Annotated in this window: 9 protein-coding genes; all 9 read left to right on the top strand. The window is 73.5% G+C overall.

Annotation, left to right across the window (positions count from 1 at the left end; translation table 11 throughout):
• Positions 1-204 precede the first annotated feature (204 nt).
• The 9 genes from BS75_RS22980 to BS75_RS23020 all read left to right on the top strand — a co-directional run bounded on the left by BS75_RS22980 (position 205) and on the right by BS75_RS23020 (position 15,607).
• The gene (locus tag BS75_RS22980; protein WP_034089606.1) at positions 205-2,619 is read left to right on the top strand and encodes a sodium-translocating pyrophosphatase; all 2,415 of its coding nucleotides are present in this window, start codon (positions 205-207) and stop codon (positions 2,617-2,619) included.
• Positions 2,620-2,798: 179 nt separating this feature from the next.
• Positions 2,799-3,488, top strand: coding sequence for a hypothetical protein (locus BS75_RS22985; protein ID WP_152645743.1), 690 nt, complete (start codon positions 2,799-2,801; stop codon positions 3,486-3,488).
• A gap of 215 nt (positions 3,489-3,703) precedes the next feature.
• Complete coding sequence (locus BS75_RS22990; RefSeq protein ID WP_034093592.1) at positions 3,704-5,293, top strand: DUF7059 domain-containing protein; 1,590 nt, start codon at positions 3,704-3,706, stop codon at positions 5,291-5,293.
• Between the two features lie 214 nt (positions 5,294-5,507).
• Positions 5,508-5,990, top strand: coding sequence for a DUF3592 domain-containing protein (locus tag BS75_RS22995; protein ID WP_152645742.1), 483 nt, complete (start codon positions 5,508-5,510; stop codon positions 5,988-5,990).
• Between the two features lie 496 nt (positions 5,991-6,486).
• On the top strand, positions 6,487-9,420 hold the full coding sequence (gene topA, locus BS75_RS23000; RefSeq protein ID WP_034089608.1) for a type I DNA topoisomerase: 2,934 nt from the start codon (positions 6,487-6,489) through the stop codon (positions 9,418-9,420).
• A 192-nt stretch (positions 9,421-9,612) separates the two neighbouring features.
• Positions 9,613-13,053 (top strand): dTMP kinase, encoded by a 3,441-nt coding sequence (tmk, locus tag BS75_RS23005; RefSeq protein WP_034089609.1) that lies wholly within the window; start codon positions 9,613-9,615, stop codon positions 13,051-13,053.
• 119 nt (positions 13,054-13,172) lie between these two features.
• Positions 13,173-14,369 carry a DNA polymerase III subunit delta' gene (locus BS75_RS23010; RefSeq protein WP_034089610.1) on the top strand — a complete coding sequence of 399 codons (1,197 nt, stop codon included), beginning with the start codon at positions 13,173-13,175 and terminating at the stop codon, positions 14,367-14,369.
• 207 nt (positions 14,370-14,576) lie between these two features.
• Positions 14,577-14,942, top strand: coding sequence for a hypothetical protein (locus tag BS75_RS23015; protein ID WP_156164278.1), 366 nt, complete (start codon positions 14,577-14,579; stop codon positions 14,940-14,942).
• Complete coding sequence (locus BS75_RS23020) at positions 14,936-15,607, top strand: hypothetical protein (RefSeq protein WP_156164279.1); 672 nt, start codon at positions 14,936-14,938, stop codon at positions 15,605-15,607. The genes BS75_RS23015 and BS75_RS23020 overlap by 7 nt, the downstream gene beginning before the upstream one ends.
• The last annotated feature ends 3 nt before the right edge of the window (positions 15,608-15,610 follow it).

The following is a 15,610-nucleotide window of genomic DNA, read 5'->3' on the forward strand; positions in this document are numbered from 1 at the left end:
GGATTTGGCGTGATTCGGTGCTGATCATAGGGTTTGTGCACTAATCCCTGCGCATACCCTGTTTTGATCAGGCCGTGATTCCTACAATCGCGGCCTGCCGTGTCGGCACAACAGGGATGCGACGCGGCGCACACTCGCCCGCGCAGCCGGGCGGCCAACTGCCGCTGCCCGCCCGGCGCACGAGCCAGACGTCAAGGAGGACGAATGGCCGGGCTCATCTTCACCGGTGCTCCAGCTACCGCTGGTGCCGTGCTGACCAGTACGGACCAGACCGTTGTCGTCATCGTCGCGATCGTCGCCGTCGCCGCACTCGGCGTGGCCTGGGTGCTCGCCCGCCAGGTCCTCGCCGCGGACGAGGGCACCGAGGCCATGAAGCGCATAGCCGGCGCCGTCCAGGACGGCGCCAACGCCTACCTGGCACGGCAGTTCCGCACCCTCGGCGTCTTCGCCGGGGCGATGGTGTTCCTGCTCCTGCTGCTGCCGGCCGACACCTGGTCCCAGCGCATCGGCCGCTCCGCCTTCTTCCTGGTCGGGGCGGCCTTCTCGGCGTTCACCGGCTACATCGGGATGCGCCTCGCGGTCCGCAGCAACGTCCGGGTCGCGGCCGCGGCCCGCGCCGCCACCCCGGCCGCCGGCTCCGCCGAGTCCGATGCGGATCCGGACATCCGGGGCGTCTCGCACCGGGCGATGCGGATCGCCTTCCGCACAGGCGGGGTGGTCGGCATGATCACCGTCGGTCTCGGCCTGCTCGGGGCCTCCGCCGTGGTGCTGATCTACAAGGAGAACGCCGCCAAGGTGCTGGAGGGCTTCGGCTTCGGCGCGGCCCTGCTGGCCATGTTCATGCGCGTCGGCGGCGGGATCTTCACCAAGGCCGCCGACGTCGGCGCCGACCTGGTCGGCAAGGTCGAGCAGGGCATCCCGGAGGACGACCCGCGCAACGCCGCCACCATCGCGGACAATGTCGGCGACAACGTCGGCGACTGCGCGGGGATGGCCGCCGACCTGTTCGAGTCCTACGCCGTCACCCTGGTCGCCGCGCTGATCCTGGGCAAGGCCGCCTTCGGCGACGACGGGCTGGCCTTCCCGCTGCTGGTCCCCGCCGTCGGTGTGGTCACCGCGGTCCTGGGCATCTTCGCGGTGTCCCCGCGCCCCCGGGACCGCAGCGGGATGACCGCGATCAACCGCGGCTTCTTCATCTCAGCCGTCTTCTCCCTGCTCCTGGTCGTGCTCGCGGCCTTCACCTTCCTCCCGGCCCGCTTCGCCGACCTCAAGGGCGTGCCCGCCGCGATCACCTCCCACAGCGGCAACCCCCGGCTGTTCGCGCTGGCCGCGGTCGCCATCGGGATCGTCCTGGCCGCCGTGATCCAGCAGCTCACCGGCTACTTCACCGAGACCAACCGGCGCCCGGTGCTGGACGTCGCCCGGACCTCGCTCACCGGACCGGCGACGGTGGTGCTCTCCGGCATCTCGCTCGGCCTTGAGTCCGCCGTCTACTCCGCGGTCATCATCGGCGCGGCCGTCTACGGGGCGTTCCTGCTCGGCGGCGGCTCGCTCACCCTGGCCCTGTTCGCCGTGGCCCTGGCCGGGACCGGGCTGCTGACCACGGTGGGCGTGATCGTGGCCATGGACACCTTCGGCCCGGTCTCCGACAACGCCCAGGGCATCGCCGAGATGTCCGGCGACGTCACCGGTGCCGGCGCGCAGGTGCTCACCGAACTGGACGCGGTCGGCAACACCACCAAGGCGATCACCAAGGGCATCGCCATCGCCACCGCCGTCCTGGCCGCCACCGCGCTCTTCGGCTCCTACACCGACGCCGTCAGCACGGCCGAGGCCAAGGCGGGGCCGGCCGCCCACGGGCTCAGCCTGAGCCTGGACATCTCCCAGCCGAACAACCTGGTCGGGCTGCTGCTCGGGGCCGCGGTGGTGTTCCTGTTCTCCGGACTGGCCATCAACGCGGTCTCCCGCTCGGCCGGTTCGGTCGTGTTCGAGGTCAGGGAGCAGTTCCGGACCAAGCCCGGCATCATGGAGGGCACGGAGCTCCCGGACTACAAACGCGTGGTGGACATCTGCACCCGCGACGCCCTGCGCGAGCTGGCGACGCCGGGACTGCTCGCGGTACTGGCGCCGATCGCCGTCGGGTTCCTGCTCGGCGTCGGCTCGCTGGGCTCCTACCTGGCCGGTGCGATCGGGGCCGGCACGCTGATGGCGGTGTTCCTGGCCAACTCCGGCGGCGCCTGGGACAACGCCAAGAAGCTGGTCGAGGAGGGCAACCACGGCGGAAAGGGCAGTGCCGCGCACGAGGCGACGATCATCGGTGACACCGTCGGCGACCCGTTCAAGGACACCGCAGGACCGGCCATCAACCCGCTGCTCAAGGTGATGAACCTGGTCTCGCTGCTGGTGGCCCCGGCCATCGTCCAGTTCAGCTTCGGCAAGGACGCCAACCTGGGGCTGCGCCTCGGCGTGGGCCTGTTCTGCGTCGTGGTGATCGTCGGCGCGGTGTGGGTGTCCAAGCGGCGCGGCATCGCCGTCGGCGCGGAGGGCGCGGAGGGCGCGGACGGTGCCACCCCGGTCGGCGAGGAGGTGTCGGCGGACACCGCCCCGGTGGTCTCCTGAGGAGCGGCCGTCGGCCCGACCGGTGGTGGACAGGAAGCGGTCCGCCACCGGTCAGGACCTCTCATAAATCATGGGATAACGGTCGTAATCGCTGACCTTCGTGCCGACCGGCCGTCCACTCCGTGTAGGTTCCCAGGCTGGGACTGGAGCACGCGCGGTGCGTGCGAGGAGAGGAATCCGTGGTGGCGAGGACATGGCTGAGACTCGCGGTTCCGGCCGTGCTGCTGGCCTTCGGTGCGGCGGGCTGCACGAGTGACAACACCGGACAGTTGAACGCCTGGGCCACGAGCCTGTGCCAGGGCATGCAGAGCCCGATCCAGCAGGCCAACACCGCCCTCGCCGACACCGGCGCGGTCAAGACGGGCGAGTCCCCGCAGGCCCTGCAGACCCGGCTGGCCACCGACCTCGGCACGCTGGCCACGGCCAACACCCAGATCGCCCAGGCGGTCCAGCAGGCGGGCATGCCGAAGGTCGACAACGGGGCACAGCTGCAGGCGAACGCGGTGGCCGAGTTGAAGAAGGCGGCGACCGGCTACACCAACGTGCAACAGGCGGTGACCGCCCTCTCCGTCGCCGACCAGGCGAAGTTCGCGGCGAACCTGAAGGGCATCGGCGACCAGGTCCAGCAACTGGCCGAGCTGTCCACCTCGGCCCTGACGCAGCTGCAGACGGGGGATCTGGGGACGGCACTGGCGAAGCAACCGGGCTGCAGCAGTGTGAACGCGTCGCCGACGGCGGGCGCGACCGACGGCTCCGGGGCCGCGCCGGTGCCCTCCGGCTCCACGGCGGGATCGTCCACGGCCTCGGGCAAGGCCGGGTCCGACGCGTCCGCTGCGGGTAAGCCGTCGCCGTCGGCGTCGGCCCACTGAGGCAGTCAACCGCACGCGGGCATCGGTCGACAGTCGGCGGCCGACAGTCGGCGGCTGACATCTGACGGCTGACAGCAGACGTCCGGCTGTCAGCCGCCGCCGGGTGCGACGCCCTCGGGGGCAGGCCGGGAGACAATGTCCCCGTGACGAACAGCACAGCTCCCACTCCCCAGCCCGCATCCGGTCCCGGCGCCGACAGCGCCCAGGCCGCGCCGCTGCGCCCCGCCGTCGACGTCGAACTGGCGGCCCGGCTCCGCGCGGCCTTCGTCGCCGCCGACTTCACCGCCGACGGCTGCCTCGACCTGCTCGGCGCGCCCGCGTACGCCGCGCTCGCCCGCAGCGAGACCGTGCCGGCCCTGCGGGCGACCGGCGGCGGCAGCGCCCGGGAGACCCTGCTGCGGCTCTTCCTGCTGCAGTGCCCGGTCTCTCGTGAGGCGGCCGAGGCGGCGGGCCTGCCGGTGGCGGAGTGCCTGGCGGCCGGATGGCTGGTCGCCGCCCCGACCGGGACCGGCGCCGAAGCCGGGACCGACTCGGGATCCGCCCCTGGGGCCGAGCAGGTGCGGGCCACCGTCGACGTCCGTCCCTACGCCAGCGACATCGCCGGGACGGACGACGCGGGCGACGCCTGGATCGTCTCCGACCTCGGCTGCGCCGTCGGCGGAGCGGGTGGGATCGGCTCGGCGGGGGGACCGGCCGGGGTGGAGCGCTCGGAGCTGGTGCTGGGCGTGGGCGGGGCGTCGACCACGCTCGCCAACATCACCGTGCGCCGACCGGTGCGCCGGGTGCTCGACCTCGGGACCGGCTCCGGCGTGCAGGCCCTGCACGCGGCCCGGCACGGCGGGCAGGTCGTCGCCACCGACGTCAACTCCCGTGCGCTGCACTTCACCCGGCTGACGATGGCGCTGTCGGGGCTGCCCCAGGTGTCCACGCGCCAGGGCAGCCTGTTCGAGCCGGTCGGCGTGGAGCTGTTCGACCTGATCGTGTCCAACCCCCCGTTCGTGATCTCGCCCGGAGGCCGCTTCACCTACCGCGACGGCGGGATGGCCGGTGACGACCTGTGCCGCAGCCTGGTGGCCGGGGCCGGGGAGCACCTGGAGCCGGGTGGCTACTGCCAGTTGCTGGCCAACTGGCAGCATGTGCGCGGCGAGGACTGGCGCGAGCGGATCTCCGGTTGGCTCGCCGGGACCGGCTGCGACGCCTGGGTGGTCCAGCGCGAGGTCCAGGACGTCTGCGAGTACGCCGAGTTGTGGCTCCGCGACGGGGGCGACCACCGTACCGACGCGGCGCACTACGCGGCCCGCTACGCGGAGTGGCTGGACGTCTTCGAGGCGGCGAAGGTCGAGGGGGTCGGCTTCGGCTGGATCACTCTGCGCAAGGCCCCCGAGGGCCGGGAGCCGGTGGTGCTGATCGAGGAGTGGCCGCACTCCGTCGAGCAGCCGCTCGGCCCGGAGGTCGAACGTTGGTTCGCCCGACAGGACTTCCTCCGCGCCCAGGACGACGCCGGGCTCCTGGACACGGCCTACCGGCTCGCGGACGATGTCGTCCAGGAGCAGGTCGGAGTGCCCGGGGCGGAGGACCCCGAGCATGTGATCCTCCGTCAGAACCGGGGGATGCGCCGGGCGACCAAGGTCGACACGATCGGTGCGGGCTTCGCCGGGGCCTGCGACGGCACCCTGAGCGCCGGCCGCATTCTGGACGCCATCGCCCAACTGGTCGGCGAGGATCCGGTCGCGCTGCGTGACCGTACCCCGGGGCAGATCCGCCTGCTGGTCGAACAGGGCTTCCTGCTCCCTGCCGACTCCTGAGCCCCACCGGCCCCCGGCCGCACCGGCCCCCGGTCCCGTCGGCTCCCGAGCCTGCCCGCCGCGAAGCGGGACGGCCGGGGGCCACGGGTCCGGCCCTCGGCGTTCACCATTCCTTCCCCCTGACGATGCCTGCCGTTCCCGGGGCCCTGTCAGTCTGACGGTCCAATAGGTCGCACAGTCCTATGAATCGTTACTCAGGGTGGTTGGGGCAGGCGTGGGGACTCCACTGGGCGTGTTCACCGGGGCGTTCTTCACGCTGTTCGGTCTGGCCGTGCTGGGGTGGTGCCTGTCCGAGATCCGGATCCGGCGCGTGCTGCTGCGCGGCGGGGCCCGGGCGACGGCGCGGGTGCTGCCCGGTCGGGCGCTGCCGACCGCTGCGTCGGCGACCGCCTCGGCGGCGCCCGGGGCGTCGGGCGCGGAGGCGGCCTTCGTCGACCATGCGGACACCTCGCCGGTGCTCGGCTTCCAGACCGAGGGCGGGGGCGTCGAGGTCGTTGTCCGCCCCCGCGGCTGGACCTCGATCCGGAGAACGCCGGCGCTGCCGCTGGACGCCCTGGTGCCGGTCTCCTACGATCCGGCGCGGCCGCAGCGGGTCGTGGTCCACGGGGTGAGCCAGGCCTTCAGCGACGTCTTCTGGCTGCTGCTCGGCCTGGCCTTCGCGGCGGCCGGCGTGGTCCTGCTGCTGCACACCCTCTAGCCGACCATGGCCGGTTCCGGTGCCCCTACCAGCGCGGTGCGGGGTCCGGCGGCCGGATGGTCGTAGACACGCCGAAAGAGTCGGATCTTCGCTCGATCCGACCGACGGCAGTCCTATCATCCGGCTTGTATCGGTCTGTCCAATCCCCTGGCCGATTCGGTCCACCCGGCACCGCGTCCGGTCCGTCGAGCGCACAGTTGCACAGCACAGCACACAGCAGGGCAGACAGCGGTAAACCGTGGTCGACCAGCCCAGGTCCGGCCAATCCCCAGCCTCTTCTGAGCCATACCCACGACCGTCGACGGTGATCTGCCCAGCGGGAACGACCGCTCTCGGGTTACCGTTCGAGTGGCGTCGGGTGGGTTCCACCGACGGCAGAGCGGCAAGCGTCCGTTTGACAAGGGGGACCTGGGTACGGTCACACTCCGCTTTCAGGGACGTTTCCTCAGTGAAGCGGACCGACGGCCCCCCACACGACCGGGAGAGAAGAGCGAAGGTGTCCCCGACCAGCGAGACCGCACGCGAAGGACGGCGACTCGTGATCGTCGAGTCGCCGGCCAAGGCGAAGACGATCAAGGGCTACCTAGGCCCCGGATACGTGGTCGAGGCGAGCGTCGGGCATATCCGCGACCTGCCCGGCACCGCCGCCGAGGTACCCGACGGCTACACCGGCGAGGTGCGCCGGCTCGGCATCGACGTTGAGCACGACTTCGAGCCGGTCTATGTCGTCAACGCAGACAAGAAGGCCCAGGTCGCGAAGCTCAAGTCGCTGCTGAAGGACGCCGACGAACTCTTCCTCGCCACCGATGAGGACCGCGAGGGGGAGGCCATCGCCTGGCACCTCCAGGAGGTGCTGCGCCCCAAGGTGCCGGTGCACCGGATGGTCTTCCACGAGATCACCAAGGACGCCATCCAGGCGGCGGTCAACAACCCCCGCGAGCTGAACAAGCGCCTGGTCGACGCCCAGGAGACGCGCCGGATCCTCGACCGCCTCTACGGCTACGAGGTCTCGCCGGTGCTCTGGAAGAAGGTCATGCCGAAGCTCTCGGCGGGCCGCGTCCAGTCCGTCGCCACCCGGCTGGTGGTGGAGCGCGAGCGGGAGCGGATGGCGTTCCGCTCGGCCTCCTACTGGGACCTGACCGCGGTCTTCTCCTCGGCCACCGCGACCGAGGGCGACCCCGGCACCTTCGGCGCCCGGCTGTCCTCCGTGGACGGCCGCCGGGTCGCCGCCGGCCGCGACTTCGACTCCCTCGGCCGGCTCAAGGCCGGCTCCGCCCAGGTCCTGCACCTGGACGAGGAGGCCGCCCGGGCACTGGCGGCCGGACTGGCCGGCGCGGACTTCCGGGTCCGCAGCGTCGAGTCCAAGCCCTACCGCCGCTCCCCGTACGCGCCGTTCCGCACCACCACCATGCAGCAGGAGGCCGGGCGCAAGCTGGGCTTCGGTGCGAAGCGGGCGATGGACGTGGCGCAGAAGCTGTACGAGAACGGCTTCATCACCTATATGCGTACCGACTCGACCACGCTCTCGGAAACGGCCGTCAACGCCGCCCGGGCCCAGGTCGAGCAGCTCTACGGACGCGAGTACCTGCCGGACGCGCCCCGGGTCTACACCGGCAAGGTCAAGAACGCGCAGGAGGCGCACGAGGCGATCCGCCCCTCCGGCGACCGTTTCCGCACCCCGGCCGAGACCGGGCTGCGCGGCGACGAGTTCCGGCTCTACGAGCTGATCTGGATGCGCACCGTCGCCTCCCAGATGAAGGACGCGGTCGGCCAGTCGGTCACCGTCAAGGTCGGCGGGACCGCCACCGACGCCCGGACCGCGACCACCCGGGACGTCGAGTTCTCCGCCACCGGCAAGATCATCACCTTCCACGGCTTCCTCAAGGCCTATGTCGAGGGCCGCGACGACCCGGACGCCGAGCTGGACGACCGTGAGCGCCGGCTGCCGCCGGTCGCCGAGGGCGACGCCCTGGGCGCCGAGGAGATCAACCCCGACGGCCACGCCACCAAGCCCCCGGCCCGCTTCACCGAGGCGTCGCTGATCAAGGACCTGGAGGACCGCGAGATCGGCCGCCCCTCCACCTACGCCGCGATCATCGACACCATCGTCGCCCGCCGCTACGTCTTCAAGAAGGGCACGGCCCTGGTCCCGTCCTTCCTGGCGCTGGCCGTGGTCCGACTGCTGGAGGAGCACTTCGGCCGGCTGGTCGACTACGACTTCACCGCCAAGATGGAGAACGACCTCGACGGGATCGCCCGCGGCGAGGGCGCCTCGGTGCCCTGGCTGCGCCGGTTCTACTACGGCGAGGCCGCCCAGGGCGACGTCGGCCCCTCGGCCGCCGACGCCGGCAACGGCGACGGCGACCACCTCGGCGGACTCAAGGAACTGGTCACCGACCTCGGTGCGATCGACGCCCGGGAGATCAGCTCGTTCCCGCTGGGCGACAGCGGCATCGTGCTCCGCGTCGGGCGCTACGGCCCCTACGTGGAGAAGGGCGAGCAGCGCGCCGACGTCCCGGACGAGCTGGCGCCGGACGAGCTCACCGTCGAGCTGGCCGAGGAACTGCTGGCCAAGCCCAGCGGGGTGCGCGAGCTGGGCACCGACCCGGTCAGCGGCAACGAGATCGTCGCCAAGGACGGCCGCTACGGCCCGTACTTCACCGAGGTCCTGCCCGAGGGCACGCCGAAGACCGGCAAGAACGCGGTCAAGCCGCGCACCCAGTCGCTGCTCAGCACGATGAGCCTGGACACGGTCACCCTTGAGGACGCGCTCAAGGTCTTCGGCCTGCCGAGGATCGTCGGCGCCGACCCGGAGGGCGTGGAGATCAGCGCCCAGAACGGCCGCTACGGCCCGTACCTCAAGAAGGGCACCGACTCGCGCTCCCTGGAGAACGAGGAGCAGATGTTCACGGTGACCCTGGAGGAGGCGCTCGCGATCTACGCCACCCCCAAGGCCCGCGGCCGGGCCGCGGCCAAGCCGCCGCTGAAGGAACTGGGCACCGACCCGGTCAGCGAGCGTCCGGTCGTGGTGAAGGACGGCCGCTTCGGGGCGTATGTGACGGATGGTGAGACCAACGCCACACTTCGCCGCGAGGACAGCGTCGAGGAGATCACCCCGGAGCGCGGCTACGAGCTGCTGGCGGAGAAGCGCGCCAAGGGGCCGGTGAAGAAGACCGCGAAGAAGGCCCCGGCCAAGAAGGCGACGGCGAAGAAGGCCCCGGCCAAGAAGGCGGCGACGGCCAAGAAGGCCCCGGCGAAGAAGGCGGCAGCCACCAAGGCGACCGCCGACGGGGCGGCCGCGACCGGCTCCGCGGCGGCCAAGGCCGCTGTGAAGAAGGCCACGGTCAAGAAGACCGCGGCCAAGACCGTGGCGGCGGAGGCAGGCACCGCCAAGAAGGCCGCGACGGTGCAGGCCTCGGCCGCCGAGTAGCCGTCGAGTAGCCACCGGCCAACGCTCGTTGCCGCTCCGGCGCCGCTCCGGTCCCGCACTCCCGGGACCGGAGCGGCGCCGTCCTCCGTCACCGTCGCCGAGCCGCTCCGGTCTGTCACGGGCCTGTCCTGAACCCTCGTCCGCCGGTTCAACGACCCCTACGATGACGGCCCCTCCGGTTAGGCTGGCCGCATGACGAGTGCGGAACTACCCGGATCCGACCGCCCCCAGCCTGCCGCCCGAGCCGAGACCGAGCGCGCGCGGGCCGTCCTGCGTGTCCGCCCGTACCGGCGGATGTGGCGGACGCAGCTGCTGGACGGTATCGGCGACCGGCTGGGGCTGCTGGTCCTGCTGATGCTCACCTGGACCGCAGCCGGAGAGAACGGCGTGTTCGGCGACACCGACCGGGGACTGCTGCTGGCCGTCGCCGCGGTCTTCGGCGTCCGGCTGGTCGGCACGGTCCTCTTCGGCGCCGCCCTGCTCGGGCCGGTCGCCCAGCTGACCCACCGGCTCGACCGCCGCTGGACCCTCCTCGGCGCGGACGCGCTGCGGGTCGTGCTGCTCGCACTCGCTCCCTTCTGGGCGGACTGGACCTCGTCCCAGGCCACGATCTGGCTGCTCGTCAGCGTCTTCCTGGCCGCCGTCGCCGAGCGGTTCGCCGTCGTCGTCCGTGAGTCCACCGGACCGCAGCTGCTGCCGGCCGCCGACCCGGGCACGAGCCCGCTCGACCAGCGACCGGCGCTGCGCCGGATCGACCGCTGGACCGGCTACGCGACCGTGCCGCTGGCCGCCGTCGTCCTCGCCGTCGTCATGGTCATCGAGAACGGCCTGGCCACCGGCATCGGCTGGCTGAACGACCATCAGGGCGCGCTCGCGGCCTTCGCCGCCGCCGGCATCTTCCTGGCCGCCGCCGTCCGGCTCTACCCGCAGAGCCTCCCGGCCGCCCCGGCCGCAGCCCTGCCGCCCCGGTCCCCGCTGACCGGTCTGCGGGCCCCCGCCGACACCACGCTCGGCCTCGGCCCGCGCGGACGCACCGGCAGCTCCGTCTTCTTCAGCTTCGCCGTCACCGGCGCGGTCGGCGCCATGGCCGCCTTCGCCGGCCTGGCCCTACCGCACGCCTACGACCTCGGCGCCGGACCGGTCGGCTTCGCGCTGCTGGTCCTCGCCGCCGCCGGCACCCCGCTGCTCGGCCTGCGGATCGCCCCGTCGGTGCTGCCCGCGCTGAGCCGCCGCCGGCTGCTGCCGCTGGCCCTGGGCACCACCGCCGTCGCGCTGATCCTCAGCGGCCTGGTCGTCGACTACGTGCTGGCCCTGGTGCTGGTCGTGCTCGCGGGCACCGCGGCCGGCACGGCCGTCCGCACCGGGCGCGCGCTGCTCGACCAGGAGACCGAGGAGGCCCGGCAGCCCAAGGTCGCCGAGCACCTGCACGCGATGCTGCGCACCGCCGTCGGCGCCGCGCTGGTCCTGGCCCCGCTGCTGGGAGCGGCCATCGGCGGCCAGTACTACAACAGCGCGACGGTCGACTTCGACCACGGCGGCGCGGGTCTGGCGATCGCCGTCGTCGGCCTGCTGCTGCTGGTCCTCTCCGTGGTGGTGCTGGCCCGCGTCGACGACCGCCGTCGCGTCGCCCCGTTCACCCGGGACGTCTGGGACGCCCTGCGCGGCGACCGGCAGCCGGTGCCGCACCAGGCCGGCCACGGCTACTTCATCGCCCTGGAGGGCGGCGACGGCGCCGGCAAGTCCACCCAGGCCCAGGCCCTCGCCGAGTGGATCCGCAGCAAGGGCCACGAGGTCGTGGTCACCCGCGAGCCCGGCGGCAGCGCGATCGGCCAGCGGCTGCGCGCGATGCTGCTGGACGTCGGCAACACCGGCATCTCGCACCGCGCCGAGGCCCTGCTGTACGCGGCCGACCGGGCCGAGCACGTGGAGACGGTGATCCGGCCCGCGCTGGAGCGCGGAGCCGTGGTCATCACCGACCGCTACCTGGACTCCTCCATCGCCTACCAGGGCGCCGGCCGGGACCTGTCCGGCAGCGAGGTCGGCCGGATCAACCGCTGGGCCACCGAGGGCCTGGTCCCGGACCTGACGGTGCTGCTGGACGTCGATCCGGAGGCGGCGCGCGAGCGCTTCACCGAGGCGCTGGACCGGCTTGAGTCCGAGCCGCTGGAGTTCCACAGCCGGGTCCGCGCCGGGTTCCTCGGCCTCGCCGCCGCCGATCCCGCCCGCTACCTGGTCGTCGACGCCGGCCAGCCGCCGGCCGCGGTGACCAGCGCCATCCGGCACCGGCTCGACCGTGAGCTGCCGCTCTCCGAGCAGGAGAAGGCCGCCCAGGCGGAGCAGGAACGGTTGGCCCGGGAGGCCGAGGCCGCCCGACTGGTCGCCGAGGCCAAGGCGAAGGCCGAGGCCGAGCAGGCCGAGCGGGACAAGCAGGCGCTGCTGGAGCGGCTGCGGATGGAGGCCGAGGAGCAGGCCAAGGCCCGCCAGGCCGAGGAGGACCGCCGCGCGGCCGAGGTCGCCCGGCTCGCCGCCGAGGAGGCCCGCAAGCAGGCCCTGGCCGAGGCCGACCGCCGGGCCGCGGAGGAGGCGGAGCGCCGCGAGGCGGAGCTCGCCGCCCGCCGCCACGCCGAGGCCGAGACCGCGCGCCTGGCCGAGCTGGAGCGCCAGCGCGAGGTCAGGCGGGAGGAGGAGCGCCGCCGCGCCGAGGACGCGCTGCGCCGGGCCGAGGAGGCCCGCCGGGCCCGGGACGCGGCAGCAGCGGCAGCGGCATCGGCATCGATCGGCTCCGGCGACGCTCCGACGGTCGAGACCCCGGTGGTCGGCGCCCTGCGGGCCGAGCCCGGCAACGCCGAGCCCCCCACCGCCGAACTGCCGGTCGTCGAGCCCGCGACCGCCGAGCTGCCGGTCGTGGAGACCACGGCTCCGGACGCCCGGACCGAGGTGATCCCGGCCGTGACCGACACGGCTCCGGAGGCCCTGACCGAGGTGATCCCCGCGGTCACCGATGCGCCGCCGAAGCCCAGCACCCCGCCGTCGGCTTCCCCCGTTCCGCCGAGCCCCGCCCCCGGGCAGCCCGCCGGGCAGCCGGACGCCGAGCCGGCGCCCGGGGCCGAGTCCGAGCCCGGATCCGGACCCGGCTCGGAGCCGGGCACTGGCTCCGCCTCCGGATCGGGATCCGGATCCGCCTCCGCGGCCGCCTCCGGATCCGTTTCCGGGTCCGCCTCCGGGTCCGGCGTCACACCGGTCTCGGCGAACGAGCGGACCGCGGTGCTGCCGCCGCTGCCGAAGGCCTGGCGGGTGGCCAGGCCGCGCAGCTCGGAGAGCGTGCAGGACCGGGTCCCCGAGTGGCTCTTCCGTCCGGAGGAGGGGACGGTCGAGACCGGTCACCGTCCGGTGGCCGCGCCCGCCGACGTCACCTCGACCCGGGAGATGCCCGCCGTCTCCGTGCCCGGGCCCGACGCCGATCCGGAGTCGACCACGGTGCTGCCGCGTGGCCGCTACGACTGGGCCGAGGAGACCCCGCTGGACAACCTGCCGAGCCTGACCGACGAACTGCTCGGTTCCCGTGACGAGTGGGCGCAGTGGCACGACAGCGGCGAGGAGGGCCCCGAGCCCGAGCGGCGGGGCAGGCGCTGAGCCGGGCGCAGGGCCTTCGGTCGAGCCGTCGGCGGGCGCGCCCTGTCGGTGCCGCCCGCTAGGGTCGGTGCAGAGCGGACGAGCAGTGCGGCAGACAGACAGGGCACCGGAGTGACAGCGTGAGCGTGTGGGACGACATCGTCGGCCAGGACGCGGTGGTGGAGCAGTTGGTCACCGCCGCCCGGGCGGCCCGCGCCGTGCTGACCGGTGAGGGTGGCGACACCTCGGGGATGACCCACGCCTGGCTGTTCACCGGTCCGCCCGGCTCCGGCCGTTCGACGGCGGCCCGGGCCTTCGCCGCCGCGCTCCAGTGCACCTCACCCGACCTGGAACTGGGAGGGGTGCCCGGCTGCGGCTTCTGCGAGGGCTGCCACACCGCGCTGATCGGCAGCCACGCCGACGTCGAGATGGTCCGCACCGACGTGCTCAGCATCGGCGTCAAGGAGACCCGCGAGCTGGTCCGCAGCGCCTCGATGTCCCCGGCAGGCGGGCGCTGGCAGATCATCGTGCTGGAAGACTCCGACCGGCTCACCGAGGGTGCGGCCAACGTGCTGCTCAAGGCCATCGAGGAGCCCGCGCCCCGGACGGTGTGGCTGCTGTGCGCGCCGTCGGTCGAGGACGCGCTGCCGACGATCCGCTCCCGCTGCCGACTGCTGGTGCTGCGCACCCCGCCGGTCCCGGCGGTCGCCGACGTGCTGGTGCGGCGCGACGGCATCGAGCCGGAGCTGGCGATGTTCGCGGCCCGCGCGGCCCAGGGACACATCGGCCGGGCCCGCCGACTGGCCACCGACCCCGCCGCGCGCGAGCGCCGCGCCGAGGTGCTGGCGCTGCCGATGCGCGTCGCCGACCTCGGCGCCTGCCTGGCCGGGGCGCAGAAGCTGATCGACGCGGCGACGGCCGACGCCAAGCAGGTCGCGGAGGAGGTCGACACCAAGGAGACCGAGGAGATGCGGGCCGCGCTGGGTGCGGCGGCCGGTATCGGCGGGCGGATGCCGCGCGGCACGGCCGGTGCGATGAAGGAACTGGAGGACCGGCAGAAGCGCCGGGCCACCCGGACCCAGCGGGACACCCTGGACCGGGCGCTGATCGACCTGTCCGCCTTCTACCGCGATGTGCTGGCCCTGCAGTTCGGCGCAGGCGGCGAACTGAACTGCGAGGACCTGCGCCCTGCGGTGCAGCGGGTCGCGGGGGAGTCCACGCCGGAGTCGACGCTGCGTCGGATCGAGGCCGTGCTGGCCTGCCGCCGGGCGCTGGAACGCAACGTGACCCCGCTGCTGGCGGTCGAGGCGATGACGGTGGCGCTCCGCGCGGGCTGACCGCGCGTCATGCCCGGGCTCCCCGCCGGGCCTCGTACCGACCGGGGCCTCATGCCGGGGCCTCACGCCGGGGCCTCATGCCCGCGCGCCCCACTTGGTGCGTCAGGGCCGCCTCGTCCCGGTCGCTCCTCTTTCGGCCGTCGCCCGATCGGGTGACAGTTGCTGCGGAGCGTGACGGGGACCGGCCCGGTTGGGGATGGCCTTCAAGTGATCTTTGCGGTGCTACTGGTGGCGGGCGTCTCGACGGCAATGTGGCTGGGCTGCGCGGCACAACGCTGCTGGCGCGAGCAACGGTCGGTGCTGGCCTACGAGCTGACGCCGCGCTATGTCGGCGCCGCCGTGCGCGGAGCGGCCGCGCTGGTCGCCCTGGTCTGTGCGACGGTCGGCGGGGTCCAGTTCGTCGCGGCACGCTCCGTGCCGGCGTCCCTCGCCGTCGCCGCCGACCGGGCCGTCGCCTCCGACGCCCGGGCCCCCGTCCGCACCGCCGTCCGCACCCCGCCGCCGCCGCCGGCCCGACCCCGGCGGCGGCCCAGGCTCCCGCCTCCGCAACCGCGCCCCTCGCGGGCATGGTGACGGTCGGTCATCCGGCCGGGGGCGAGCTGAGGCAGGGCGTGCTGCCGGGCTATCCGGGGCAGCTGCGGGTCTGGCTTCCGCAGCAGTACCCGCACCACAGCCATCCGCTGCAGGCCCTGGTCGTCCAGGTCGACGACGGGCAGCTGCCGGACGTCCTGGCCGGGCTGATCGCGGGGGTGGCCGAGGGCCGGGCCAACCCCTTCGTCGTGGTCCTGCCCGGCTGTGCCGGCCCGGTGGACGGGGACCGGCTCCGGGCCGCCGTGGCCCGGTCGTTCCATGTGGAAGCCGGCGCGCGGTCCTGGGGCGTGCTGGGCGTGGGTCCGGGCGCCGCCTGTGCGGTCGGGACGGAGCTGGCCCAGCCCGAGTCCTATGCGGCCGGGGCCGGGGTGAGCGGGGCCTACGATCCGCTGCTGCCGGTGCGGTCCGGTGGGCGGTCGGGGGCGCAGTCCACGGTTCGGCTGCTGCTGGCCGTCGCCCAGCGGGACAGCGCGGGCCAGGCGACGGCGGCCCGGCTGCGGCGTGCGCTCGCCGGGCTGCCGCAGAAGCAGGTGCGGCTGTCCAACAGCGTGCGCGACGTCGACGACCAGCAGGAGCGGGTCCGGCTGTGCCGGCTCGCGGTCGACTACCTGACCGAGCAGATGGCCCTGAGCTCCCGGTCGGCGTAGGTC

It is taken from the genome of Streptacidiphilus albus JL83 (genome assembly GCF_000744705.1).
Lineage (GTDB): Bacteria > Actinomycetota > Actinomycetes > Streptomycetales > Streptomycetaceae > Streptacidiphilus > Streptacidiphilus albus.

What these genes read in the sequence shown, in the direction of transcription:
- BS75_RS22980 (WP_034089606.1), top strand. Translation starts at nt 205, where the DNA reads ATGGCCGGGCTCATCTTCACCGGTGCTCCAGCTACCGCTGGTGCCGTG.
- tmk (WP_034089609.1), top strand. Translation starts at nt 9,613, where the DNA reads ATGACGAGTGCGGAACTACCCGGATCCGACCGCCCCCAGCCTGCCGCC.
- BS75_RS23020 (WP_156164279.1), top strand. Translation starts at nt 14,936, where the DNA reads ATGGTGACGGTCGGTCATCCGGCCGGGGGCGAGCTGAGGCAGGGCGTG.